This window comes from Brevundimonas sp. S1H14, assembly GCF_047716865.1.
In the GTDB taxonomy this organism is placed as follows: Bacteria; Pseudomonadota; Alphaproteobacteria; order Caulobacterales; family Caulobacteraceae; genus Brevundimonas; species Brevundimonas naejangsanensis.
Window position 1 is genome coordinate 2,522,490 of sequence record NZ_CP136679.1, and the last position, 24,632, is coordinate 2,547,121.

Annotated in this window: 18 protein-coding genes and 1 pseudogene; 6 read left to right on the forward strand and 13 right to left on the reverse strand. The window is 67.5% G+C overall.

The annotated features are described in order from the left end of the window. Positions 1-129 precede the first annotated feature (129 nt). From RSD66_RS12245 to RSD66_RS12305, 13 genes and pseudogenes are all read right to left on the reverse strand, one after another. A complete protein-coding gene (locus tag RSD66_RS12245; protein WP_415288021.1) occupies positions 130-1,833 on the reverse strand; it encodes an alkaline phosphatase family protein in 1,704 nt (567 codons plus the stop codon). A gap of 104 nt (positions 1,834-1,937) precedes the next feature. After that, a complete protein-coding gene (locus tag RSD66_RS12250; RefSeq protein WP_003169726.1) occupies positions 1,938-2,069 on the reverse strand; it encodes a putative transporter small subunit in 132 nt (43 codons plus the stop codon). 12 nt (positions 2,070-2,081) lie between these two features. Continuing rightward, positions 2,082-3,782, reverse strand: coding sequence for a sodium:solute symporter family protein (locus RSD66_RS12255; RefSeq protein ID WP_024354806.1), 1,701 nt, complete (start codon positions 3,780-3,782; stop codon positions 2,082-2,084). A 720-nt stretch (positions 3,783-4,502) separates the two neighbouring features. After that, positions 4,503-5,259: pseudogene (locus RSD66_RS12260) on the reverse strand (IS5 family transposase). A gap of 111 nt (positions 5,260-5,370) precedes the next feature. Beyond that, positions 5,371-5,718, reverse strand: coding sequence for a hypothetical protein (locus RSD66_RS12265; RefSeq protein WP_017504204.1), 348 nt, complete (start codon positions 5,716-5,718; stop codon positions 5,371-5,373). Between the two features lie 72 nt (positions 5,719-5,790). Continuing rightward, positions 5,791-6,228, reverse strand: coding sequence for a DUF305 domain-containing protein (locus RSD66_RS12270; RefSeq protein ID WP_017504205.1), 438 nt, complete (start codon positions 6,226-6,228; stop codon positions 5,791-5,793). A gap of 26 nt (positions 6,229-6,254) precedes the next feature. Next, positions 6,255-8,804 (reverse strand): heavy metal translocating P-type ATPase, encoded by a 2,550-nt coding sequence (locus RSD66_RS12275; protein ID WP_017504206.1) that lies wholly within the window; start codon positions 8,802-8,804, stop codon positions 6,255-6,257. Positions 8,805-8,962: 158 nt separating this feature from the next. Then, positions 8,963-9,574, reverse strand: coding sequence for a methyltransferase family protein (locus RSD66_RS12280; protein WP_017504207.1), 612 nt, complete (start codon positions 9,572-9,574; stop codon positions 8,963-8,965). After that, positions 9,571-10,176 (reverse strand): cation transporter, encoded by a 606-nt coding sequence (locus RSD66_RS12285; RefSeq protein WP_415288023.1) that lies wholly within the window; start codon positions 10,174-10,176, stop codon positions 9,571-9,573. The genes RSD66_RS12280 and RSD66_RS12285 overlap by 4 nt, the downstream gene beginning before the upstream one ends. Further along, the gene (locus RSD66_RS12290) at positions 10,173-13,397 is read right to left on the reverse strand and encodes an efflux RND transporter permease subunit (RefSeq protein WP_415288025.1); all 3,225 of its coding nucleotides are present in this window, start codon (positions 13,395-13,397) and stop codon (positions 10,173-10,175) included. Before RSD66_RS12290 ends, RSD66_RS12285 begins: the two co-directional genes overlap by 4 nt. A 12-nt stretch (positions 13,398-13,409) precedes the next feature. Next, the gene (locus tag RSD66_RS12295; protein ID WP_415288027.1) at positions 13,410-14,627 is read right to left on the reverse strand and encodes an efflux RND transporter periplasmic adaptor subunit; all 1,218 of its coding nucleotides are present in this window, start codon (positions 14,625-14,627) and stop codon (positions 13,410-13,412) included. Then, positions 14,627-15,880, reverse strand: coding sequence for a TolC family protein (locus RSD66_RS12300; protein WP_026108275.1), 1,254 nt, complete (start codon positions 15,878-15,880; stop codon positions 14,627-14,629). The genes RSD66_RS12295 and RSD66_RS12300 overlap by 1 nt, the downstream gene beginning before the upstream one ends. A 57-nt stretch (positions 15,881-15,937) precedes the next feature. Continuing rightward, positions 15,938-16,282, reverse strand: coding sequence for a hypothetical protein (locus tag RSD66_RS12305; protein ID WP_017504212.1), 345 nt, complete (start codon positions 16,280-16,282; stop codon positions 15,938-15,940). A 164-nt stretch (positions 16,283-16,446) separates the two neighbouring features. On the opposite strand from RSD66_RS12305, the gene RSD66_RS12310 reads away from it, so the two are divergent. From RSD66_RS12310 to RSD66_RS12335, 6 genes are all read left to right on the forward strand, one after another. After that, the gene (locus RSD66_RS12310; protein ID WP_081600449.1) at positions 16,447-16,857 is read left to right on the forward strand and encodes a hypothetical protein; all 411 of its coding nucleotides are present in this window, start codon (positions 16,447-16,449) and stop codon (positions 16,855-16,857) included. Positions 16,858-16,933: 76 nt separating this feature from the next. Further along, entirely contained in the window at positions 16,934-18,244 is a 1,311-nt protein-coding gene (locus RSD66_RS12315; RefSeq protein ID WP_081600450.1) for a TolC family protein, read from the forward strand. Continuing rightward, positions 18,241-19,506, forward strand: coding sequence for an efflux RND transporter periplasmic adaptor subunit (locus tag RSD66_RS12320; protein ID WP_026108277.1), 1,266 nt, complete (start codon positions 18,241-18,243; stop codon positions 19,504-19,506). Before RSD66_RS12315 ends, RSD66_RS12320 begins: the two co-directional genes overlap by 4 nt. A 14-nt stretch (positions 19,507-19,520) precedes the next feature. After that, positions 19,521-22,715: an efflux RND transporter permease subunit gene (locus RSD66_RS12325; RefSeq protein WP_017504216.1), complete on the forward strand. Its 3,195-nt coding sequence runs from the start codon at positions 19,521-19,523 to the stop codon at positions 22,713-22,715. Beyond that, complete coding sequence (locus RSD66_RS12330) at positions 22,712-23,890, forward strand: acyltransferase family protein (RefSeq protein ID WP_017504217.1); 1,179 nt, start codon at positions 22,712-22,714, stop codon at positions 23,888-23,890. The genes RSD66_RS12325 and RSD66_RS12330 overlap by 4 nt, the downstream gene beginning before the upstream one ends. After that, on the forward strand, positions 23,887-24,618 hold the full coding sequence (locus tag RSD66_RS12335) for a HupE/UreJ family protein (RefSeq protein ID WP_017504218.1): 732 nt from the start codon (positions 23,887-23,889) through the stop codon (positions 24,616-24,618). Before RSD66_RS12330 ends, RSD66_RS12335 begins: the two co-directional genes overlap by 4 nt. Positions 24,619-24,632 lie beyond the last annotated feature (14 nt).

The following is a 24,632-nucleotide window of genomic DNA, read 5'->3' on the forward strand; positions in this document are numbered from 1 at the left end:
TCCTCGTATGGCTCTGACGGCCGACGCCTCCCCTCAGAAGCGCTTCTCAAGCCCTTGTGCCAATGAAACGCGAGAGGCGTAAGAGCGCCTCCCGCCGTGGAAACACGAGTTTATGTCGACCCGCGCGGTCTATTTCGTCTCGCAGCGGCCCTTGGCGAACTGGGGCAGGTCCATGCAGCGGCCGTCGATCGGGGCGTCGGGCTGGACGCCGATCAGATTGGCCAGGGTCGGGGCGATGTCGATGGTGCGCATGGGCAGAAAACGCTCCTGTCCTTCCGCGCCCGGCCACCAGAAGACAATCGGCACGCGGCGGTCGTAGTCCCAGGGCGAACCGTGGCTGGAGATGGCCCCGCCGACGCGGCCCTGGCCGGTCAGGCCCGGCTGCCAGGCGCGCAGGATGTCGGGCGAACGGCCCGCTACGGCCGACAGGCGCAGGCGCTCACGCACCGTCAGCTCTTCGGGGTTGTCGGAGGCGGGGATCGGCTCGGCCAGAAGTTCGTCGCGCGAGACCGCCATCGCCACCTGCGGCTCGGCGTTCAGCAGTTCGATCGCGGCGGCCAGCACCTGCGAACGCAGCGGCTCGGCCAGCGACCTGCGATCCTTGTCGACGATGACGAAGCCCCCCGCCGAGGACACGACCGGGTCCGCGTCCAGACCGAAACGGGCCTTCAGCGCCGCATTGACGCGCGGTTGCAGGGCGCGGTCGACCCGGCCCGCATTGGGATAGCCCTCGACCGCCGACCGTTCGGGGAAGTCCGAACCGCCGTGGTCAGCCGTCAGCGCCACGATCACCCCGCCGGGGATGGTCGACAGCCGGTCGAGGAAGGCGCCCAGCGCGGCGTCCAGACGCAGCATCTGCTCGCACATCTCAGGCCCTTGCGTTCCGAAGGCGTGGCCGATGCGGTCGGTGCCAGACAGGCTGACGCCCAGCATGTCGGTGACGCCGCGACGGCCCAGTTGCTGCGTCTCCAGCAGTTCGATCGCGCCTTCCAGCGTCAGCTCGTCCAGCACCGGCGAGTTGTCGAAACGGTCGTTTACCGGCGGCAGTTTGGAGTCAAAGGTCTGGCCTGCAATGGTCCAGCGCCCTTCCAGACGGCGGCAAGCTTCATTGGTATAGGTCCACGTCGGCATGTCGCGGGTGAAACGATCGATCATCCGTGCATTGACAGGCGCCACAGGCGCCAACCGCGCCTGCGCCGACTGGCCCGGCTCGACATAGGTGGTGAAGCCGAAGCCATCGGTCAGCCAAAAGGCGCCGTCGCCCTTGTGACCCGCCAGGTTGATGGCGCCGCGATCCTTGCCCGACACGCCATAGACGCGGCTTTCCGGGCTGACGGCCTTGAGCCAGTCGCCCAAGGTTGAGGCGCTCAACTGCGCCGGGCCGACCGGGCCGTTGTCGGTGTTCTTGCCGTGAGCCAGGGTGTTCTGCGGCGCGGCGAGGCAGTAGGTCTCCTGCCCCGTGGTGGTGTCGATCCAGTCGTTGGCCGGAATGCCGCTGTGCGTCGGATGCATCCCGGTCAGGACGGTCGAGTGACCGGCGCAGGTCACCGTCACGCCGTGGGTCTGATAGCCGTTGATCGAGACCATGCCCTGATCGGCCAGGGTCTTGAGCCCGCCGGTGAACTGGCTGCGATACTGGTTGAACAGATTGGCGCTGAGCTGGTCCACGACGATGGTGACGATCAACGAGGGCGAGGCCCGCTCGCCAGCGGGGGCCGCCGCCTGAGGTGGCGTCGGCTGGGGCGTCGCCTCGGCCGCCTGTGCAGTTCCGCTCATGGCGACAAGCCCGAGAGTCAGGCCAAGGGCGGAGGCGAGAAGGCGGCGGCGGATCATCAGGAACTCCAGGCGAAGCAGAATGTCTTCCACCCCTAGCCGTCTGCAATGACGGGTCCAAGACAGCCAGGGCATGAAAAAGGGGGCCGCAGCCCCCTTCGACATCAGATCATCGGCTCGCCGCGCCGGTGCGCGTCCAGCCATTCCTTGAAGAAGGCGCGGGCGATGAAGGCCAGCACGCCCGCGACGATGACGGGCCACATCAGGACATAGGCCGTCAGCCAGAAAGGGGTCATTGCGATCTCCTGTTAGCGGGTTTGAGGGATTTGCGAGCCCGAGCGGGCGGGGGCGGCCGCAGAAGCGGCGGCGGGTTCGGCTTCCTCCACATCGAAGTCGCCGGTCATTCGGGCGATGCGCGAGAAGTCGAAGCCGTCTTGATTGGACAGCGACATGGCGGTGCAGACCACGGTGCTGACGGCATAGGCGATCAGCGAGCCGCTCAGCACGGCGTAGTCATGCAGGAAGCCGATGGCGAAGGGCGCCACGGCCACGGCGGCGATGAAGCCCACGATCCGCGCCGCGCGCGCGCCGAAGAAGCCGAAGGTCATCAGACCCGCGACCACGCCGACCCCGACCACGGCGATGACGTCGAAGACATAGCCGACAGCGCCGTCCATCGGGATCCAGCCGAACCGCACCGGGAAGAAGATCGCCAGCGCCGCCAGCACCGAGACGGTGAAAGCCTTGTTGGTCACCTTTTCCCAATAGAAGCTGGCGATGACGGGGAAGACCAGCGCGCCCCAGATGGCGCCGACCAAGACCAGCAGGTCCAGGATGTTCATCCGCGCTCCGGCGAAATACAGGGCCGCGCCGGTGGCGATGACCATCGTCGCGCGGCCGATGGTCAGCATCAGGCGCGGATCCGCCTTGCGCTTGCCCGCACGGCCGTAAATGTCGGCCATCATGATCGACGACAGGGCCGACAGATCGGAATCCGCCGTCGAGGCCAACGAGCCGATGATCATGATGAAGAAGACGCTGAGCAGCACCGGCCCGAAATAGGTCCCGGCCAGTTGCGGGATCAGGTTGTTGAGGTCCCCCTCCATGGGGTTGATCCCGGCGTAGAGGGCCACGACGCCCAGCATGCCGATGCCGATGATGGTCGCGCCGTAACCGACCGTGGCGGTGATGAAGGTCGGCTTGATCAGGTCCTCGCGCACGGCGAAAAGGCGCTGGGCGATGGTCTGGTTGCCGATGGCGTAGGCCAGAACGGCGGCGATATAGGGCGCGCCCTGGTTCAGGAAGGCGTCGGACGAGAAGAAGCTGGTCTGCTGCGGCGTCAGGTTGGACGCGCCTTCGATGAAGACGCTCGGCCCGCCCATGGCGAAGAAGATGGCCGGAATGACCACAACCACGGCGCCGAGCATGGCGCAGACCTGAATGAAGTCAGTCAGCACCGAAGCGCGGAACCCTGACCACAGCGTGTAAAGCAGCACCCCGCCGGCGATGACGACGATGCCCTGGCTGAAGCTGAAGGGCGACAGCATGGAAATCAGGGCGCCCCCGGCGATGAAGTTGGAGGTCAGACTGATGACGCTGCCCAGGACGTTGGACCCCGCCAGCATCAGCTGGCTGGAGCGGCCGTGCCGGGCGTACATGACCTCAGCAAGCGTATGGGCGCGCGGCGCCACAGCGCGGATGCGGCGGCCGTAGGGGTAGATGAACAGGATCATCAGCGCCCCCCACAGCCCATAATGGATCGGCCCCGATATGCCGTAGACGTAACCCGAGGTGGCCGAGGCGTACATCGACGCGGCCCATATCCATGTCGCCGTCATCGAGGCCGCCGAGACGCCCAGACCGATGCCGTTCCCGGCCGTCATATAGGCGTCGGCGTTTTCCTTGCGTCGGCTGATCCGTAAGGAGATCAGCATGGTCAGGCCGAAGAACAGCACCAGCAGGCCGATCGTCAGCGGCCCGCCCAATTGTTGAAGTTGTAAGTCGTCCACGCGCGCCAGCGCTCCTGTCTCTTTTCGCTTCCGGCGAGCCCCCGGCCCGCCTTACGCGCAGCCGCAAAGACGCCGCCGCGCTCCAGGCGCAGGCAGACGGGATGTCACGGTTGCGTTCGCGCCCGACGGAACGCCAGGCGCAATGTTCAGCGCGTCCAACGCGCTAGCGCGGCTCGATGCTCCGAACCACGATCAAACGACCATAGTACATTAACAGCTAAGCCGAGATAAAGTTTTTGTGCAATGCGGTAGACTTGACAGGATTTCGGCCGAAATGAAGCCAGCCGCAAGGATTCTTTGAAACACGAATGAGCAAGTCGATTTGCGAATTAGAACCGGATTTACAAGACTTACTATCGTGAAACTTATAAAGAAAAAGACAGCATTAGCTTTAAGTTTGCCCGAACTGACGCCTCAACATTCATGTATTCATTGCAATCGAAATCTTTCGTTCTCGAACAGAACGTGAGGAAGCGGCCGCCCAAACAAAAAACGCCTGCGTTTGGAAACGCAGGCGCTGCAGCCGTCCAGAGACCCCAATCCCGGGGTCGCCGGATCAGGACCGGCCATTCATGGTGCGAGCGGCGGGAATCGAACCCGCACGACCGAGGTCGAGCGATTTTAAGTCACACACACCAGCATCAACCACTTGATGTTTATACCTTTCGTAGCACGACGACGACAGCTGTGTAAGGGAATGTGCAAGTCTGAGATCAGGACTCACAGCCAGAAGAGCACGGTAGCGGCGAGCGCGATGGCGGACAGGAAGACGCTCGGGCATCGATCGTAGCGGGTGGCGACACGACGTCAGTCTTTGAGCCGCCCGAACATGATCTCAATTTGGTTGCGGCTTTTGTAGCGGCGCTTGTCGTATCGGACGGGCTCAGTCCTGGATTTCCGACCGGGGATGCAGGGCCTGATGCCCTTGGCCTGCAAGGCGTCCCTGAACCAGTCCACATCATAGCCCCGCTCGCCCAGCAGCCACTGCGCCTTGGGCGGGCTGTCCAGCAGGGCCGCAGCGCCGGTGTAGTCGCTGACCTGGCCCGCCGCCATGAACAGGCCGATCGGGCGTTCGTTAGCAACGATGATGGCGTGAAGCTTGGTGTTCATGCAGCCTTTGGTGCGTCCGATGAACCGCCCGAGCCGCCCTTTTTACCGCGAGCCTCGAAGCCGTGCGGTGCGCCTTCAGATAGGTCGCGTCGATCATCACGGTGCGGCGCTCGGTCTGGGTGCCCGACAAGCCCTCCATAATCAGAACGAAGACGCCAGCCTCGCTCCACCACTTCCAGGGATTGTACAGCGTCTTGTGGGGTCCATAGACCACCGGCGCATCCCGCCAGCGCAACCCGTTGCGATTAACGAAAATCAGCCCGCTCAACACCCGCCAATCATCAACCCCGGGCTTTCCGTGGCTCTTGGGGAAGAAGGGCTCCAGCCGAGCCATCTGCTCGTCCGTCAGCCAATACAGGTCACTCATCAGGAGCCTGAATCAGATCGCGCGCATCACATCAGTGGGTCCTGAGCCTAGCCGCGAAACCCTTGCCATAGATCCGCGCCGGTCGTGGCGGCTCCCCTCCCCCTGCGCCCGTCACCGCTCCGCCGCGCTCGCCGAAGCGGCCGGATGCGAGTGGTTGTGAGTGCTGAAGTTCAGTTGATCACGGGCCAGAAAGAGGACGCCGCTCACCAGCACGCAAACCCCCGCCATAATCCCGGCCATGACCCGGCCAGCCTGCCCTTTTCTCCCGAGCCGGTAGGTCGCGGCTGTAAGGAACAGCATGATGCCCCCGAAGGAGAGGAAGACCGGGATACGATAGACCGCTGCGACGGGCACGGCGAGGCAGAAGACGATGAGGGCCGCGACGAGGCTCGCACCCAGGGCGATCAGGCTGTCCCTGACGGGTCGGAACGGCTCTTCCTTCCGCCGGTTTGAGCGCATACGCGGCTTGTACCGGCCCGGGCGCCAACGCGGTGCCACGCTTCGAATGGGCGATCGCTTCCCCCCCATCGCTCAACCTGCGGAACCGGCCGGCTGTGCCGCCCTGTTGGCGAGCCACACCCGCATGCGGACAATCTCCGCCTCCTGGGTGCGAACGATCTCCTGCGCCAGTCCCCTCACCTCAGGGTCGCTGCCTTGATCCAGCGCGATCCGGGCCATGGCGACCGCGCCCTCGTGGTGGGCGATCATCCCGCGCATGAAATCGACATCGGCGTCGCCGCTGTAGTCGATGTTCATGGCGGCGTGCATTCGCTCGTTCGCCTCCTTGAACGAGCGGGTCGAGGGACTGTCCGCGGGGGCATCCGTGTGGCCCGCGTGCTGATCGATCGGCCGCGCATCCACCGCGACGGCTTCCGAGGTCGGCCGACCCTGGCGGGAGAGCACACCGAAGGCGAAGGCCGAGACCAGCAGGAAGCCGGCGATGACGCCGACCCATCCAAGACGTTTCATGGGATTTCCTTTCGGTTCAGGGCGCTTCAGTCGGCGCCGCGGGGATCGCGCCAAGCCAGCAGACGCAGCGCGTTGAAGACGACCAGCAGGGTCGAGCCCTCGTGCAGGGCGACCGCCGGTCCGATGCCGAGTCCGAAGATCGTCGCCGGCACGAGGAAGGCGACGACGCCCAGGCTCACGAACAGGTTCTGGCGGATGATGCGGCGGGTCTGGCGGCTGAGCCCGATGGTGAAGGGAAGCTTGGAGAGGTCGTCCGCCATCAAGGCGACGTCGGCCGTCTCCAGGGCCACGTCCGACCCGGCCGCACCCATGGCGATCCCGACGGTGGCCGTGGCCATGGCCGGCGCATCGTTGACCCCGTCCCCGACCATGGCGACCCTGGTTTCGCCCCGCAGTTTCTTGATCGCGTCAACCTTGTCCTCGGGCATCAGATCGCCCCAGGCCTCGGTCAGACCGACCTGTCCGGCGACGGCCTGGGCGGCCTTCTGGTGATCGCCCGAGATCATGATCATCCGGCGGATGCCCAGCGCTCGCAGCGCCGTCAGCGTTTCGCGGGCCTTCGCCCTCGGAGTATCCAGCAGGCCGATCACGCCGAGGTCCCGCGTCCCGCGCCGGATCACCATCAAGGTTCGTCCTTGATCGCGCAGCGCCGCGACGGCGATCTCCGCATCGGGCCCCAGCGGCGCGATTGCGTCTTCGCCGAACATCTCGGGCTTGCCGATCCAGATGTCCTGATCATCGAGACGCGCGGTGACGCCCTTGCCGGTCAGACTGCGCAGATCGGAGGCGGTGCGCACCGGCGCTGCGACGAGGCGCTGGCTGCCATCCCGGACGATCGCCTCGGCTAGGGGATGGTCGCTGAGCCGTTCGACGGCGACCGCGATCTCCAGGAGCTCGCTTTCAGAGGTCTGTCCGAACGGAACCACGTCAGTGATCCGCGGCCGACCTTCGGTCAGGGTGCCGGTCTTGTCGAAGGCGATCGCGTCGAGCGCGCCGAGATTCTCGAGCGGCGCGCCGCCCTTGACCAGAACGCCGGCCCGAGCCGCGCGCGCCACCCCGGACAGAACCGCGCTGGGCGTGGCAATGGCCAGGGCGCACGGGCTCGCGGCCACCAGGACGGCCATCGCCCGATAGAAGCTGTCGCGGAACGGCTCGTCTACGACGACCCAGGCGAACAACAGGACGAAGGCCAGGCCGAGAACCAGCGGCACGAAGACCCGCTCGAACCGATCGGTGAAGCGCTGCGTCGGCGACTTCTGGGTCTCGGCCTCGCTGACCATCCGCACCACCTTGGCGAGGGTGGTGTCATTGGAGCGTCGGGTCGCCTCGATCTCGATGGCGCCGCCGCCGTTGATCGTGCCCGCGAAGACGACCGAGGCCGACGACACCGCCGACGGCCTCGCCCGCGCCGCCTCGGGGCTCTCGACAGGCTGTTTGTCGACGGGAATGCTTTCGCCGGTGACGGGGGCCTGGTTGACGCTTGTGGTTCCCTTCACGACGAAGCCGTCGGCCGGCAGCCGCTCGTTGGGCCGGACCACAACGACGTCGCCGACCTCCAGCTGCTCGACGGGAATCTCGACGACCTCGTCGCCTCGCCGCACATGGGCGGTGCGTGGAGCGAGCGCCGCCAGCGCCTCGATCGCCTTCTTGGCGCGGCCCATGGCGTAGTGTTCGAGCGCGTGACCGAGGCTGAACAGGAAGAGAAGCAGCGCGCCTTCCGCCCAGGCGCCGAGTGCCGCCGCGCCCGCCGCCGCCACGAGCATCAGGGTGTCGATCTCGAACCGCTTGCGCCGCAGGTTGCCGATCGCCTCCCCGACCGTGAACCAGCCCCCGAGGGCGTAGGCGACGAGGAAAAGGCCGAACGGTAGCCATTCGGGCAAGGCGGGGATGAAGGTCTCGATGATCCAGCCTAGCCCGAGAGTCACGCCGCTCCCGAGGGCGAAGATCAGCTCCGTATTCGGCCCGAGAAAACCACCGTGGCCGTGGCCGTGACCGTCGCCTTCGGCGTGGCCGTGATCGTGTCCGTCGTCCGGGCTATGACTGTGATCGTGACCGTGGTCCGGATCACGGGTCGAGGCGGCGATCGGAGGTTTCGCCTCCCCTTCCCCATCCGGGAGTGCGACGCTCCCGGCCTCGCCCTGGAGGCTCAGCCCGTGCGAGGCGAGCCGGGCGATCAGCGCGTCCCGGTTGGTCTTCTCGAGATCGAATTCGAGGCGGATCGCGCCGGCGGCATCCAGGGCGGCTTCGATCACTCCGGGTTCGTCGGCGAGCGCGGCCGCGAGCGTGCGGGCGTGTCGCGCATGCCGAACACCGTCCACCCGTCCCGAGAGATGGCCGAAGTGCTCGCTGACCTCCGCCCCGGCTTGCCGGGCGCGCCGGCGGACCTGGGCGAGCGACAGCTGGTCCGGATCATAGTGGATGCACAGCTCCGCGCCTTCGGCGCCTTCGACGAGGTGCGCCTCCAAGATGCCGGGTTCGGCTCGGACGAGAGCGATCAGCCGTCCCACACAACCATCCTGGCTGTCGGGGGCGTCGGGAAGCAGAACAGGGATGTTGAGACGAAGCGTCTTGGACATGATCGGGCTCCTCAGGAGGCGTCACGGGTGAAGGACGAGCGATCGGGCAGGAGAAGACCGGCGCGCTGGGCCGCTGCCCCTGCGGCGAAGGCGCCCAAGGCGAGGACGGCGCTTAGGAGAGTGACCCATCGTTTCCGGTTCATCGCCGCCCCTTCCGATCAAGGCAGCGAGATCATGGCGTCGAGCCACCCGAGATTCTGGAGGTGCTCCAGGCCCTCGAACACCGGCAGCGCCAGCAGGAAGACCAAGCCGTCCCGGACCGTCCTGAGGAAGAAGGCCGGGCGAACGGCCAGTTCGGTCTCGTCGCGCCAGAGCCGCAGGTCCGGCATGAACCGGGGCGTCCGCGCGCAATAGGCCCGATATTCATCGCCGAAGGCGGTCTTGAGGAACGTCTCCTCTCGGGCGGCGACGATGCGGAAGACGGCCCAGCACGCCACGGCGAAGGTCACGCCGACGCTGAGGCTTCCGGTCTGCGCCCCCACGCCGAAGGCGCCGACGAAGCTGAAGACGTAGAGCGGATTGCGGCACAGCGAGTAGGGACCGCTCGACACGATCTCCTGCTTCTTGCGGCCGCCGATATAGAGGGAACACCAGGCCCGACCGATCACGCACGCCATGATCGCGATCAGACCCAGATGTTCGACGGGGTGTTCGAGCGCCGGCTGGGCCTTCACCAGCGCGGTCCAAGTCAGAAGGGCGAACAGCGCGGCGGCGATGAAGAGCTTCCGCCACCGCTGCACGGCAGCGATGTCGATCAGGGTCGGGCTCATGGGATTGGATCCTCGGGCTCGCGGCTCGCCGTGCGGGCGTCGCGGAGAATATCGATGCCGCCCTTGGCGGCGATGGCGGCCACCAGCACGCCGACCAGCAGGTCGGGCCATGACTGGTTCAGCCACATCACGAGACCTCCGGCGACAAGGATGCCGCCGTTGGAGGCGAAGTCGTTCAGGCTGAAGGTCTCGGCGGCCTTCATGTTGACGTCGCCGCTGTGCTGGCGACGAATGAGCAGAAGACATATCAGGTTGATGACCGCCGCCACGACGGCGAGGACCATCATCGTGGGACCGACCGGCTCGGTCCCGGTCAGTGACCGACGCAGGGCGTCGAGCAGAACCAGCACCGAGAAGATCAGCAGCATCACGCCGGAAGCCTGGGCGGCACGGGTCTTCCAAATCAGCGCCCGGCCTACGGCGAGGAAGCTGATCAGATAGACGGCCGCGTCGGATCCGTTGTCCACGGCGTTGGCCAGCAGGGCGCTGGAGTCGGCGGCGAGGCCGCCGACTCCCAGGCCCACGAACAGCAGAGCGTTTAGGGCCAGAACCGCCAGCAGGATACGGCGCTGGACCTGCTCCGTGTCGTGGCCCCCGTTCATTCCTCCAGTCCTTCCGCGGCGCGGTGCTTCACAGCCTTGGCCGCGAAGGTGGGCAGGACCAGGAGGGTGAGGGCCGTGGCGGTCAGAAGACCGCCGATGACCACGGTCGCCAGAGGCTTCTGCACCTCGGCGCCGGCTCCGTGGGCGATCGCCATCGGAATGAAACCGACGATCGCTACCAGGGCCGTGGTCAGGACCGCCCGCAGACGGCTGGAGGCCCCTTCAATGGCCGCGACCATGGGTTCCGCCCCGGCCTGGAGCCGTTCGCGAATCGCCTGCATCAGGACCAAGCCGTTCAACGTCGCCACGCCGGAGACGGCGATGAAGCCGACTGCTGCGGACACCGAGAAGGGCATGCCCCTCAACAGCAAGGCCAACGCCCCGCCGACCAGGGCCAGAGGCACGCAGGCGAAGACCAGACCGGCCTCCGCGAACGAGCCCAGGGCCATGAACAGCAGGATGCCGATCAGGATGAAGACGACCGGAATAACCAGACCCAGCCGCTGCTCGGCCCGCTTCAGGTTCTCGAACTGGCCGCCCCAGGTCAGGGAGTAGCCCGCCGGGAGTTGAACCTGTTCCTGCACGCGCGCCTGGGCGTCCGTGACGAAGCCGCCCAGATCGCGCCCGCGCACATTGGCCTGGACCACCATGCGCCGGCTACCGTCGTTACGGCTGATCTGGTTCTGGCCTTCCGCGATCTGGATGCGGGCGACCGAGGACAGGGGCACCGTAACGCCGGTCGTCGTCGTGATCGGAAGCGCAGCGAGCGCCGCCGGGTCGTTGCGGGCCTCATCCGCCAGACGAACCACCACGTCAAAGCGACGGTCGCCTTCGAAAATTTGCCCCGCCTCGGCGCCGCCGATGGCCGCGGAGACGGCGTTGGAGACCTCCGCTGCGGACAGGCCGTAGTTGGCCGCCGCGAAACGATCGACGCTGACCGTCAGGGTCGGCAGGCCGGAGGCCTGTTCGACCCGCACGTCTGCCGATCCCGGGGTGCTTCGCAGGACATTCGCCACTTGGTCGGCCGAGGCCTGCAACTGGGTGAAGTCATCGCCATAGACCATGACCGCCAGGTCGGTCCGCACGCCCGAGATAAGTTCGTTGAACCGGAGTTCGATCGGCTGGCTGAACTCGAAGCTGTTGCCGAGTTGGGCCGAGGCCAGTTCCTCGAACCGCGCGATCAGCTCCTCCTTCTCCAACCGCGGATCCGGCCATTCCTTGCGGTCCTTCAGGATGATGACCGCGTCGGAGATGTTCGGCGGCATAGGGTCAACGGCCGCCTCGGCGGTGCCGGTCCGGGCGAAGATCGTCTTCACTTCCGGCTGGGCCGCGATGGCCCGCTCGATCGCCATCTGCATGGCGAGGGACTGTTCGAGCGAGGCCGACGGAACGCGCAGCGCCTGCATGGCGATGTCGCCCTCGTCCAGCGTCGGGATGAACTCCCGGCCGAGGGTGGTGAAAGCCACGCCGCCCACCGCCAGCGCGCCCAGCGCCGCGATCAGAACGATCTTGGGACGGCTGACGGCCGCCCGGATCGCCGGTTCGGCCCAGCGGCGGACCCAACGGATGATGAAGGTCTCGTGCTCGTGCGCGTGACCGTGCTCGTCCACATCGATCTTCTTCGGCTCGCGCACCAGCAGCGCCGTCATCGCCGGCACGAAGGTGAAGGAGAAGATGAAAGCCCCGACGAGGGCCAGCATGACGGTGGCGCCCATCGGAATGAAGGTCTTGCCCTCCACCCCCTCGAGCATCAGCAGGGGTGTGAAGACGAGCAGGATGATCAGCTGACCGAACGCCGCCGGCTTGACCATCTTCATCGCTGCGGCCGCAGCGACGCTCAGGCGCTCTTTGCGCGTCAGCGCCCGACCGACCTCGATCCGCTTCTGCGACAGCATCAGCAAAGTGCTCTCGACGACGATGACCGCGCCATCGACCAGAAGGCCGAAGTCCAGCGCGCCCAGGCTCATCAGGTTACCGCTGATCCCGAACCGGTTCATGCCGATAATGGCGAACAGGAAGCTGATCGGGATCATCAGCGCGGTGATGCTGGCGGCGCGAATATTCCCGAGCAGCAGGAAAAGCACTACGATCACCAGCAGCGCGCCCTCGGTCAGGTTCCGAGCCACGGTCGCGATGGTCTTGTTGACCAGCGCGCTGCGGTTCAGGACCGGCTCGGCGACGATGCTCGGCGGCAGGCTGGCGCCGACTTCCTCAAGACGTTCGGCCGCAGCTTGGGCGACGGTGCGGCTGTTGCCGCCCGCCAGCATCAGGGCCGTGCCGATGACGGCTTCGTGGCCGTCGCGGCTTGCGCCGCCGAGACGCGGCGCCTGCCCCACCTCGACGGTGGCGACATCGGCGACGCGGACGACCAGACCGTTACGGTTGACGACAGGGGCCTGGGCCAGATCCGGAATGGTCTGTGCCAGGGCGTCGGTGCGGACGGTCAGGGCTTCACCCGAGCGCTGGACATAGCCGGCGCCCGCCTGGGTGTTGGCGTTCTCCAGCGCCAGGATCAGATCGCTGAGCCCCAGACCATAGCTGGCCAGCTTCGCCGCGTCGGGACGGACCGCGAACTCCTTCACATAGCCGCCGTTGACGTCCACGCCGGCCAGACCAGCCGCCGTGCGCATGCGCGGGGCGATGATCCAGTCCTGAACGGTGCGCAGATAGGTCGCCCGCGCCTGCGGCGTGGTCAGAAGCTCCCCTTCCGGGGTCAGATAGGCGCCGCCGGCCTGCCAGCCGGGCTCACCCGGTTTGGCGAGGTTCTGGGAGTTGAACGGCTTGTAGTCGACCGTCCACATCAGCACTTCGCCGAGGCCCGTGGTGATCGGAGCCAGGCCCGGCTCGACGCCTTCGGGCAGGTTCTCCCGGGCCTGGGCCATCCGTTCGGCCACCTGCTGGCGGGCGAAGTAGATGTCGGTCTGGTCGGTGAAGATGACCGTGACCTGGCTGAAGCCGTTGCGGCTCAGGGAGCGGGTGCTCTGGAGGCCGGGAATGCCGGCCATGGCGGTTTCGAGTGGATAGGTGACCTGTCGTTCCATCTGCTCCGGCGCGAGCGCCGGGGCGATGGTGTTGATCTGGACTTGCCGGTTGGTGATGTCCGGCACGGCGTCGATGGGCAGCTTGGTCAGCTGGAACAGACCCCAGGCCGAGACGAGGGCCGTGGCGAGAACCACGAACCATCGGAACTTGACCGAGGCCTCGATGATGAATTTGAACATGCGATCGCCCCCTTAGTGACCGTGCTCGGCCTCGCCCTTGGCCAGTTCGGCCTTGAGCAGGAAGGCGTTGGTGGAGGCGATACGCTCCGAGCCCGTGAGGCCGCGAAGGATCTCGGTGCGCCCGGCGGCCTGACGGCCGGCGAGCACTTGGGTGGCCTGGAAGCCGCCCTCGACCTGGACGAAGACGACAGTGTTTCCGTCGACGGTCTGGACCGCCTCGGACGGCACGGTCATGCCGCCTGCGGTCGCTTGACCGGTGACGACCGAGCCGGACACGGCAGAGCCCGCCGGCGGCAGGGTCCCGGAGGTTGGCCGCGCGCGGATGACCGTCGCTCCGCTCTCGTTCAGACCCGCGTCCGCGGCGACCCCGGTGACGACGGCGTCGAACTCGCCGGACGGCCCGGTCACCCGCATCGCCGCGCCAGGACGGACGTTGGCGGCCAGGGCCGGCGGTGCGTTGAACACCATCTCGACGCGGGCCGGGTTGGACACTTCGGCGACCACGCCGCCCTGGGCGACGAAGCCGCCCGGTCCGACCTGCACATTGCTGACCACGCCCGAGATCGGGCTGGTCACGCTGAGCCGTCCTGACGCATTGGGCGATCCTGCGGCCGCAGAGCGCGCCCGCGCGGCGCGGGTCGCCGCCTCTGCGCTGAGAAGCTGCGCCCGGGAGGCCTCGACCTCCTGGCGGGCGACCACCCCCTGTTCGGACAGGTTGCGATTCCGCTGATAGGCCTGACGCGCGGCCTCGGCGGAGGCTGCAGCGGCATCGGCGTCGGCCCGGAATGTGGCCGCCTCCCCGCTAACGAGGCTGACGAGCGGCTGTCCGACTCGAACCGACTGGCCTGGAGCGACGAGCACGCGTTCGACGCGACCACCGACCGCCGCGGCGACAGCGGCACGGGAGTCGACCATGGGCTCGACGCGACCGGCGAGGCGGGTCTCCGCGCCGCCGCCCGAACCGACACTCACAACCGTGATGCCGGCAGCCTGGACCTGCGCCGCCGACAGTTCGACCCGCCCCTCGGGCGCTTCGGCTTCCTCGGCGTGACCAGCCTCACCTTCCGCGTGGCCCGCCTCGCCCTCGGCGTGGCCAGCTTCGCCCTCCGCTGCGGCGGGCGTCGCCGGATCGGAGCCCCGGGTCGCCAGCCAGAGGCCGCCGCCGCCGAGAATGACCAGGGCGGCGACGCCGCCAATCAACAGGGTCTTGTTGGATGTGCGCTTGCGCATCACTGGGCTCCTTGGAAGGGGGCGCGACCGTCCAGGCGCGCGAGGTCGATCTCGGCGCGGACACGCGCAAGGCGAGCGTCGACGGCGGCAGACCGCGCGTTGACGAGGGCGGTTCGGGTGACGCGCAGCTCGATCTGGGAGATGCGCCCGGCCTCGAAGCCGATCCGCGATAGGCGGTAGGCTTCCTCGGCGGCCGTCACGCCGCCATCGGCGGCGCGGACACGGCTGACGGACGCGGCGAGCCGGGCCACGGCGGCGGCGCGGTCGGCCTGGGCCTCCTGCCGTGCAGTGAGCAGCCGGGCGTCCGCAGCGCGGAATTCGGCTTGCGCCGCCTCAATGTTCCCCCGGTTCCGGTCGAACAGTGGCAGCGGCATGCTGATACCGAAGGTCAGCGCTGTCGCATCCTCCGCCTCGAAGCGGCGAATGCCCACACTCGCGTTGATGTCTGGCCGGGCCTCGGCGCGCTGGACATCGATCCGTCGCTCCGCAGCTGTCCGTTGCGCTTCGGCGACACGAACGGTCGGCGCGTCGCTGGCTGCGGACGCGACAGTCGTCGGCGCCGCATCTAGCAGGCTCGCTTCGATGCTGGTGACGGGTACCGGGATCATGGCTACCGCCGTGAGGCGGGCGTAGGCCGCGTCACGCTCGGCCTGGGCCTCGTCCAGCGCCGCTCGTGCGCTGGCGGCTTCGGCCTCTCCCTGGATCCCCCGCAACAGAGGTTCGCGACCTTCCTCGACGAGGGCGAGCGCGGCTCGGGCGTCCGCAACGGTGAGGCTCAGCGTCTCCTCAGCCAGGGTCGCGCGACGTTGCGCGACCTCGGCTTCGGCATAGACGAGCGCCAGGCGTCCCGCTGCATCGACGACCGCGAGGTCGCGCTGAAGACCGACGGCGCCGGCTTCAGCGCGCGCGGCGGCGATCCTCGACGAGCGACGTCCCCAGAGTTCGAGATCCTGGCTCAGCGCCAGCGTCGCGTCGGCGTTGTCGATCCCCGAGAATGGGCCTGTGCCGAACGCATTCTCGAGATCGAGCCCGAGCACAGGGTTAGGACGCACGCGGGCCTGACGCACGCGGGCTTCGGCGGCGTCGGAATTGGCGCCCGCTTCCAGCGTGGCGGGGGTCTGGTCCAGCTGCGCGAGCAACTGGCCATACGTCGGGGCAGGGTCAGCCCAAGCGGGACTGGCCAGGGTCGCCGTGAGGGCGACGAGCGCGCAGCCGACCGCGAGACGCGGTCGCCGGCGAAATGTGGGAGACATGTTCCATTTCCAGATTTCTGATCACGAAGGCGCGCCCGCTCGGGCGCAGGACTTCGGTCAAACTCTGGGCGGTCGCTTCAGGCCGTCGGGATTGAACGACGCCACGAAATCGTCCTGCCCGCCGGATTGCAGCGGAGGCTCGCCGAACGACGGAGCGATGGAGTCCACAGCACCGTGACGGGCCGTGGAGGTGTGGTGGCAGTGTCCGTGGGAGCAGATCCCGTGACCACCGGACTTGCCGCTGTGGTCGCCGTCATTCTGGCCGTGATCGACGGCCGCATGAGCTGCGGGCGGCTCCGGCAGGCAGGTCGCAGCGTCGACGGCGGGCGCAAAGAAGAACGCAGCGAAGACAAGCGTCATCGCCACCAAAAGCTTCGCCCATGTCGCCATCGACCAGGTCATCTCGCGCTCGATACTTCCAATCCCGACGACTTGGCAATGCGTTACAATATCCGCTGGGCGTCGCCATCAGCCGAATCGAGCGAGGATGTGGGGCTTGCGGCGTTTCGGGCGTTGTGCCGGGGGGCGGGATCAGCATAGGGTTCGCGCCGGAGGGAGTCTGACCCGTGCACCGCCTGCTTCGTCTTGTCTGCGTCGGCCTTGCCGTGACCCTGGTGGTCGCGATGCAGGGCGCTGGCGTCAGCCAGGCGCAGCACCGCGTGTCGCATGCCCTGGAGTTCCCGGGCGTCAGTTACGCCAACGCTCCCGAAGATCACGCTCATGAAGATCATGGTCATGATCACGATTCCGCGCCGGATACGGCCGATTCCCTGGACGCAGCGGCCGGGGAGGATTCCGACGCCCCCCTGACACATCATCACCATAGCGGCGGCGACATCCATGTCGCCCTGACGTCACCGCCGCACCCGGCCGACGCCCTGCACGCCCGTCCCGTCAACGCGGGACCCGGGGCCGGCATCCTGCCGCCAGGCGCGCACGGCGACGGCCCTCTACACCCTCCCAAACAGCACGCCTGATCGACTGAAAAGCTGATCCTGCGCGGCCTTCCGGCCGTGCGCGTCCTGTTCTGGAGAATCTCCATTGAAATACCCCATGTCCGGCCTTGCCGGACGGCGGGTGCGCGCCGCAGCCTTGTCTGCGCTCGCGCTCGCCCTTGGAGCGCCCCTGGCGTCTCCCCCGGCGTACGCCCAGGCGTCGCCGCCCCCCGTCTCGTCCGGGGATACCCTGCCCGTGCTGTCGCTGCGGGAAGCTCTCTTGCGGGCGACAGGTTTCGATCCGGCCCGCGCCGGCGTCGAGGCGCGACTGGCGGCCGCAGAGGCCGGCGTCCGCCAGGCCGATGTGCGCCCGAATCCGTCTGTCGGCGTCATGGTCGAGAATCTGCCCACCCTGGGCGGAGGTGACTTCCTCGACCGTACCGAAACCACTCTGACCATAGAGCAAAGGCTGGAACGGGGCGGCGACCGCGCCGCACGCGCGGCGCTGGCCCGCAGTGAAGGCGGTTTGGTGGCGGCCGAGGCGCGCACCGCGCTTCTGGACCGCCTGGAGCTGGTTCAGCGGGCCTGGGCCGAAGCTCTGGCCGCCGAAGCGGTGCTCGACATCGCTCGAGAGCGGCTGGAGCTGGCCGAGAGCTTCTCGACAGAGGTGCAACGGCGTGTCGATGCGGCGCGCGATCCGCTGTTCGCGGGTGCCCGCGCCGAGGCGGACCTAGCCCAGGCCCAGATCGACTTCGATCAGGCCGAAATCGCGCTCCGGATCGCGCGGATCAATCTGGCCAAGTTCTGGGACGGGCAACCCGCCTTCGTGCTGGGCGACGACGCCTTCGAGGACACGTCCTCGTCGCGAATGGCCCCCGGTGCCGTCTCACAGGCCGATCTGGCCGTGTTCAACGTCCGCCGAGACATCGCCGAGGCCCAGGTCCGCGTCGAGCAGGCGCGGGCCATCGCAGATCCCACCGTCACCCTGGGGGTGCGGCACATCTGGGACAACGAGGTGGCTCTGGTGTTCGGCGGCTCCATGCCCTTGCAGCGCTATGACCAGAACCGGGGTGCCATCGACCGCGCCCGCGCCGAAGGACTGGCCGCCCGCGCCGACCGGAGAGCTTTCGAGATCGAGCGGGAGCGCGAAATCCTGCGGCTCCAGGTTCAACTGGCCGCCAAGGCCAGCGAGGCGCGCCGGATCGGCGAGGACACCATTCCCCAGGCCGAACGCGCCGTCGTTCTGGTCCGCGAAGGGTTCGCCCGCGGCGGCTTCACCTACAACGATGTGATGAGCGCCCAGGCGGCCCTGCTGCAAGCACGGGCCAGACAGGTCGCCGTCCTTCAAGCTTTCCACAACGATCGCGCCCGCCTCGACAGGCTGACGGGCGCGCATGCCGACCTGATCGGCCTGGAGATCTCACGATGAAGCGGACACACGCTTACCGCCTCGCTTCCGGCGCGGCGATGACCGCCCTCGTCCTGGCCCTGGCGGCCTGCGGGGGACGCCCGGAGAACGCCGAAAAGGCCGAGGGCGCGGAGGCCGCAGCAGCGGCGGACTATGAACGCGGCCCGCACAATGGCCGCATGCTCAGGGATGGCGACTTCGCGCTTGAAGTGACCATCTTCGAGGAAGGGCCGGAGCCGATCTTCCGCCTCTATCCCTATCTGCGCGACCGCCCGCTGGATCCGCGTCAGGTCCAGGCCTCCATAGCCCTGACCCGACTGGGGCCGAGCGTGGACCGGTTCAGCTTCGCAGCCGAGGCCGACTACCTGACCAGTCCCGGCGTGGTGTCCGAGCCCCACTCTTTCGACGTGGCGGTCAACGCCGTCCATTCAGGCAAGCGCTCCAACTGGACCTACCCGTCCTATGAAGGGCGCACGACGATCACGGCCGAGGCGGCCCGGGACGGGGGAATCACCACCGAGCAGACCGGCCCCGCCCTGCTCGCCGACACCCTGCCGCTGTCCGGACGTGTCGAGATCACGCCAGAAGGCCAGGCCGAGGTTCATGCTCGCTATCCGGGGCGCGTGGTCTCCATGAGCGTCCAGTTGGGACAGCGGGTCTCGCGCGGACAGGTCGTGGCGCGGGTGGAATCAAGCGAGAGCCTGCAGACCTATTCGGTCACGGCTCCGATCTCGGGGGTCATCACGGCCAAGGCCGTCAACCCGGGCGCGATCACCGGCAACGGCGCGCCGATGCTGACGATCGGCGATCCGACCCGGCTGCACGCCGAGTTCTTCCTCTACCCCCGCGACGCCGAACGCGTCCGGGTCGGCCAGCGGGTGCAGGTCCGCAGCACGGCCGGGGAGAACACCGCCGTCGGGACGATCGCGGCCATCCTGCCGGCTGACGATGTGCTGAGTCAGACCTTGGTCGCCCACGTGGCGCTGCCCTACCAGGGTGGCGTTTGGCGGCCCGGTCTGGGCGTCGAGGGCGTGGTTCAGGTCGGTGCGGGGGAAGTTCCCCTGGCTGTCCGCACGCGCGCGCTCCAGCCCTTCCGCGACTTCACGGTCGTCTATGCCCGGGTCGGCGACACCTACGAGGTGCGAATGCTCGAACTGGGCCGGCGCACCGACGAGTGGACCGAAGTCCTGGGCGGCATCGACCCCGGCGTCACCTATGTGGTGGACGGCGCCTTCCTCATTCGCGCGGACATCGACAAGTCCGGCGCGAGCCACGACCACTAGGGGGATGCGCCAACATGCTTGAACGCATCATCGCGCTGTCGATCCGCTTCCGGTGGATCGTCATGGCGCTCGTCCTTCTGGCCTGTGCGATCGGCGTCTGGAGCTTCCAGCGCCTGCCGATCGACGCCACGCCGGACATCACCAACATCCAGATCCAGATCAACACGGAGGCGCCGGGCTATTCGCCCCTTGAAGCCGAACAACGCATCACCTTCCCGGTCGAGACCGCCATCGCGGGCGTGCCGGGCCTGTCCTACACCCGGTCGGTCTCTCGCTACGGCCTGAGCCAGGTGACGGTGGTCTTCGAGGACGGCGCCGACATCTATCGCGCCCGGCAACTGGTCAACGAGCGCCTGCAAAGCGCCTTGGGCCAGCTGCCGCCGGGACTGTCGCCGGAGCTTGGCCCGATCGCCACCGGGCTGGGCGAGATCTTCATGTACACGATCGAGGCGCGCCCCGACGCCCGCAAGGCCGATGGCACGCCCTATACGTCGGAAGATCTGCGGACCCTGCAGGACTGGGTGATCCGTCCCCAGATGCGCAACACGCCCGGCGTCACCGAGGTCAACACCATCGGCGGCTTCGAGCGGCAGTACCATGTGACCCCGCGCCCCGAACGCCTGGCCGCCTATGGCGTGACCATGGCCGAGGTGGTGCAGGCGCTGGAGCGGAACAACGCCAACGTCGGCGCCGGCTACGTCGAGCGCTACGGCGAACAATGGCTGATCCGCGTGCCGGGTCAGGCGTCCAACGCGCAAGACCTGTCCAATGTGGTGATCACCACGCGGGGCGGCGTCCCCATCCGGATCGCCGAAGTCGCCGAGGTCGGGCTGGGCGAAGAACTTCGCACCGGCGCCGCGACCGAGAACGGCAAGGAGACCGTTCTGGCGACGGTGCTGATGCTGGCGGGCGAGAACAGCCGCGTCGTCGCCCAGGCGGCGGCCGCGCGTCTGGAGGAAGCCGCCAGGGCCTTGCCCGACGGCGTGGTGGCCTCGCCGGTCTATGACCGGACCGATCTGGTCGAGCGCGCCATCCATACGGTGGAGAAGAACCTGGCCGAGGGCGCGCTGCTGGTCATCGTGGTCCTGTTCCTGCTGCTGGGGAACTTCCGCGCAGCCATCATCACGGCAGCGGTGATCCCTATCACCATGCTGATGACCATCACCGGCATGGTGCGGGCGGATGTCTCGGGCAACCTCATGAGCCTGGGCGCCCTGGACTTCGGGCTGATCGTCGATGGGGCCGTCATCATCGTCGAGAACTGTCTGCGGCGGTTCGCCGAGGCCCAGCACCGGAACGGTCGTCTGCTGACCCGTCAGGAGCGGTTCTCGCTGGCGGCCGAAGCGTCCAGCGAGGTCATCAGGCCGTCGCTGTTCGGGGTGCTGATCATCACCCTGGTCTACATCCCGATCTTCGCCCTCGACGGGGTCGAAGGGAAGATGTTCCATCCGATGGCCATCACCGTGGTCATCGCCCTGACCTGCGCCCTTGTGCTGTCCCTCACCTTCGTCCCGGCGGCGGTGGCGATGTTCGTCACCGGCAAGGTCCATGAGAAGGACAGCTTCCTGATGCGCTGGGCGCGGGTCGGCTATCAGCCCGCCCTGGACTTCGCCCTGCGGACCCGTCGGCTGATGGTGGGGCTGGCGATCGGCCTGGTCGCCATCGCCGCCTTCGGGGCCTCGCGCATGGGTTCGGAGTTTGTGCCGAACCTGGACGAGGGCGACATCGCGATGCACGCCCTGCGCATCCCCGGCACCAGCCTGAGCCAGGCCATCGCCATGCAGACCGCCCTTGAGGCCCGTCTGGCGCGGTTCCCCGAAGTGGAGCGGGTGGTGGCCAAGATCGGCACCGCAGAGGTAGCCACCGACCCCGTGCCGCCCTCGGTCGCGGACACCTTCATTCTTCTGAGGGACCGCGAGGACTGGCCCGATCCCCGCAAGCCGAAGCTTCAGCTCGTCCGCGAGATGGAAGAGGCGGTCAACGCGATTCCGGGCAGCAAGTACGAGTTCACCCAGCCGATCCAGATGCGGTTCAACGAACTGCTTTCGGGGGTCCGCGCCGACGTGGCCATCAAGGTTCACGGCGACGACCTGGAGCAACTGGTCGCGCTCGGCTCGCAGATCGAGGAGATCATCGGCGCCATTCCCGGCGCAGCGGATCCCCAGGCCGAACAGGTCACAGGCCTGCCGATGCTGCAGATCACGCCCAACCGGGCCGCCATCGCCCGGCTGGGCCTGAGCGTCGAGGACGTTCAGTCGGTCATCGCCACCTCCATGGGCGGCGCGACGGCGGGGCAGATTTTCGAGGGAGACCGGCGCTTCGACATCGTCGTCCGCCTGCCCGAGGATCTGCGCCGCAACACCGACGCGATCGGCCGGATACAGGTGCCCCTGCCTTCGGGCGACGGGGCGCCGCGCAGGTTCGTCCCCTTGAGCGAGATCGCCACGATCGCACTGGAGACCGGGCCGAACCAGATCAGCCGCGAGGACGGCAAGCGCCGGATCGTCGTGACCGCCAACGTGCGGGACCGCGACCTGGGCTCGTTCGTCGCCGAGGCGCGCGAGCGCATCGAACGCGAGGTCGATCTTCCCGCTGGCTACTGGGTCACCTACGGCGGCACGTTCGAGCAACTGATCTCAGCGGCACAGCGCCTGCAACTGGTCGTTCCGGCGGTCCTGCTGCTGATCTTCGGCCTGCTGTTCGCCCTGTTTCGGTCGGTGAAGGACAGCGCCATCGTCTTCTCCGGCGTGCCCCTGGCCCTGACCGGCGGGGTGGCGGCGCTGGCGATGCGGGATCTGCCGCTCTCGATCTCGGCCGGCGTGGGCTTCATCGCCCTGTCCGGCGTGGCGGTGCTGAACGGCGTGGTCATGGTCAGCTTCATTCGAGGCCTGATCGAGGAAGGCAAACCCGTCGCCGAGGCGATCCGGGAAGGCGCCCTGACCCGTCTTCGGCCCGTGCTGATGACCGCCCTGGTCGCCAGCCTCGGCTTCGTGCCCATGGCCGTCAACGTCGGGGCCGGCGCCGAGGTGCAGCGTCCGCTGGCCACCGTGGTCATCGGCGGCATCGTCTCCTCGACGGCTCTGACCCTACTGGTGCTGCCGGCCCTGTACAGTCTCGTGCATGGCCGGGAACGTCCCCAGGATTGGCCCAGGCGCCCGGCCTGGCTCGACCATCTGCCGATCCGCAAGCGGAAAGGTGAAACCCGATGACCGCCGCTTTTCTCCGGAAGGACGGCGGAGGAGGCGCCGACGTGGATCCCCTCGCGTCGGCGCCAGCATTCCCGGAGCGATTGCCGGCCTTGACCAGCATCCGCTTCTGGCTCGCCCTCGGCGTCGTCCTGTTTCACTACCAGCTCAATATCCTGCCCGAAGGCGGGACGGGGATCGCGTTCATCGAGCGCGCCCGGCTGGCGGTCGACTTCTTCTTCATCCTGTCAGGCTTTGTCCTGGCCCACGCCTATGGCCGCCAGGTGCGCGACGGGTCGTACGACCACCGCCGCTTCCTGATCGCGCGCCTGGCCCGGATCTATCCGGCGCATCTGGCGATGCTGGTGGTGATGGGCCTTATCGTGATCCTGGCCCTTGTTCTGGGCCAGCGGTTCAATGTCGAAAGCTACTCGCTGCCGGGATTCCTGTCGGCCCTGGCGCTGGTCCACGCCTGGTTTCCGGCGACGGTGGCCAATGAGTGGAACGGCCCGTCGTGGTCGCTGTCGGCGGAATGGGCGGCCTATCTGGTCTTCCCGATCTTCGCCTCTATCGGCCTTCGGCGCGGTCGCAATCCGTGGGTGACCCTGGGCCTTGCGGTGGTGCTGTTCCTCGGGATCGACGCCGTCTATCGGCGGCTGTTCGACGACATGCTCACCCACGCCGAGCTGGTTCTCGGCGTGCTGCGCATCATCCCGGAGTTCCTGCTCGGTATCGGGCTCTACCAGCTCGGCGCCCGGCTGGAATGGGGGCGTGCCGTCACCGTGACGGCGACTTCGGGATCCCTGTTGGCGCTCGTCGTCCTGATGGCGATCAGCGCCGACGAACGGCTGATCGTGGCTGTGTCCGGCCTGGTCATCCTCAGCCTGGCGATGCTGTCAAAGACCGGCGACGACAAGGTGTTCGCCCACCCCGCGCTGATCGAGGCGGGAGAGGCGTCCTACGCTCTCTACCTGGTCCACCTGCCGCTCCTGATCATCTGGAAGAACGGTATGGCCATGCTGACCGGCTTGGACAGCGCCTACCGTTTGAGCCTCGGCGAAGCCGCAGTGCTGCTTTGCCTGACCCTGGCGGGCGCCTTCGCGCTGCATGCCTTGTGGGAGCGTCCCGCGCGTCGCTGGGCACGGCGTCGCTTCCTTTTTCCCTCCGCGAACCTCCCCTCACAGAAAGGTCTGTCATGACACCTTCCCGGCGCCGCGACTCCTGGTCGTGGCTTCGCTCGCCGTGGACCGCCCTGGTCCTGACGCTGGCGTTCCTGCTGCTGCAAGGCGCGCTGAACCCCGCCCTGGCCCACGGCGTCGCCGAGGGCGACAAGGGCTACATCCAGGAAACTTCTGGTTTCCTGTTCTGGCCGTTCGTCTATCTGGGCGCCAAGCACATGGTCACCGGATACGACCACCTGCTGTTCCTGTTCGGGGTGATCTTCTTCCTCTACCGGATGAAGGACATCAGCATCTATGTGACCCTGTTCGCGATCGGTCATTCGTCCACCCTGCTGCTGGGCGTGCTGACCGACGTCAGCGTCTCGAGCTACATCGTCGATGCGATCATCGGCCTGTCGGTGGTCTACAAGGCTCTGGACAACATGGGCGCCTTCCAGCGCTGGTTCGGCTTCCAGCCGTCCACCAAGGCGGCGACGCTGATCTTCGGCCTGTTCCACGGCTTCGGCCTGGCCACCAAGCTGCAAGACTTCCAGATGTCCCCCGACGGGCTGATCGGCAACCTGATCGCTTTCAACATCGGGGTCGAGGCCGGCCAGTTGCTGGCGCTTGGCGGCATCCTAATCGTCATGGGCTTCTGGCGGCGGTCGAACAGCTTCTGGAACCACGCCTACCTGACCAACGTCGTGCTGATGTGCCTCGGCTTCATTCTGACGGGCTACCAGCTCGTCGGCTTCTTCGTCATGTGATCGGAGCAACCGCC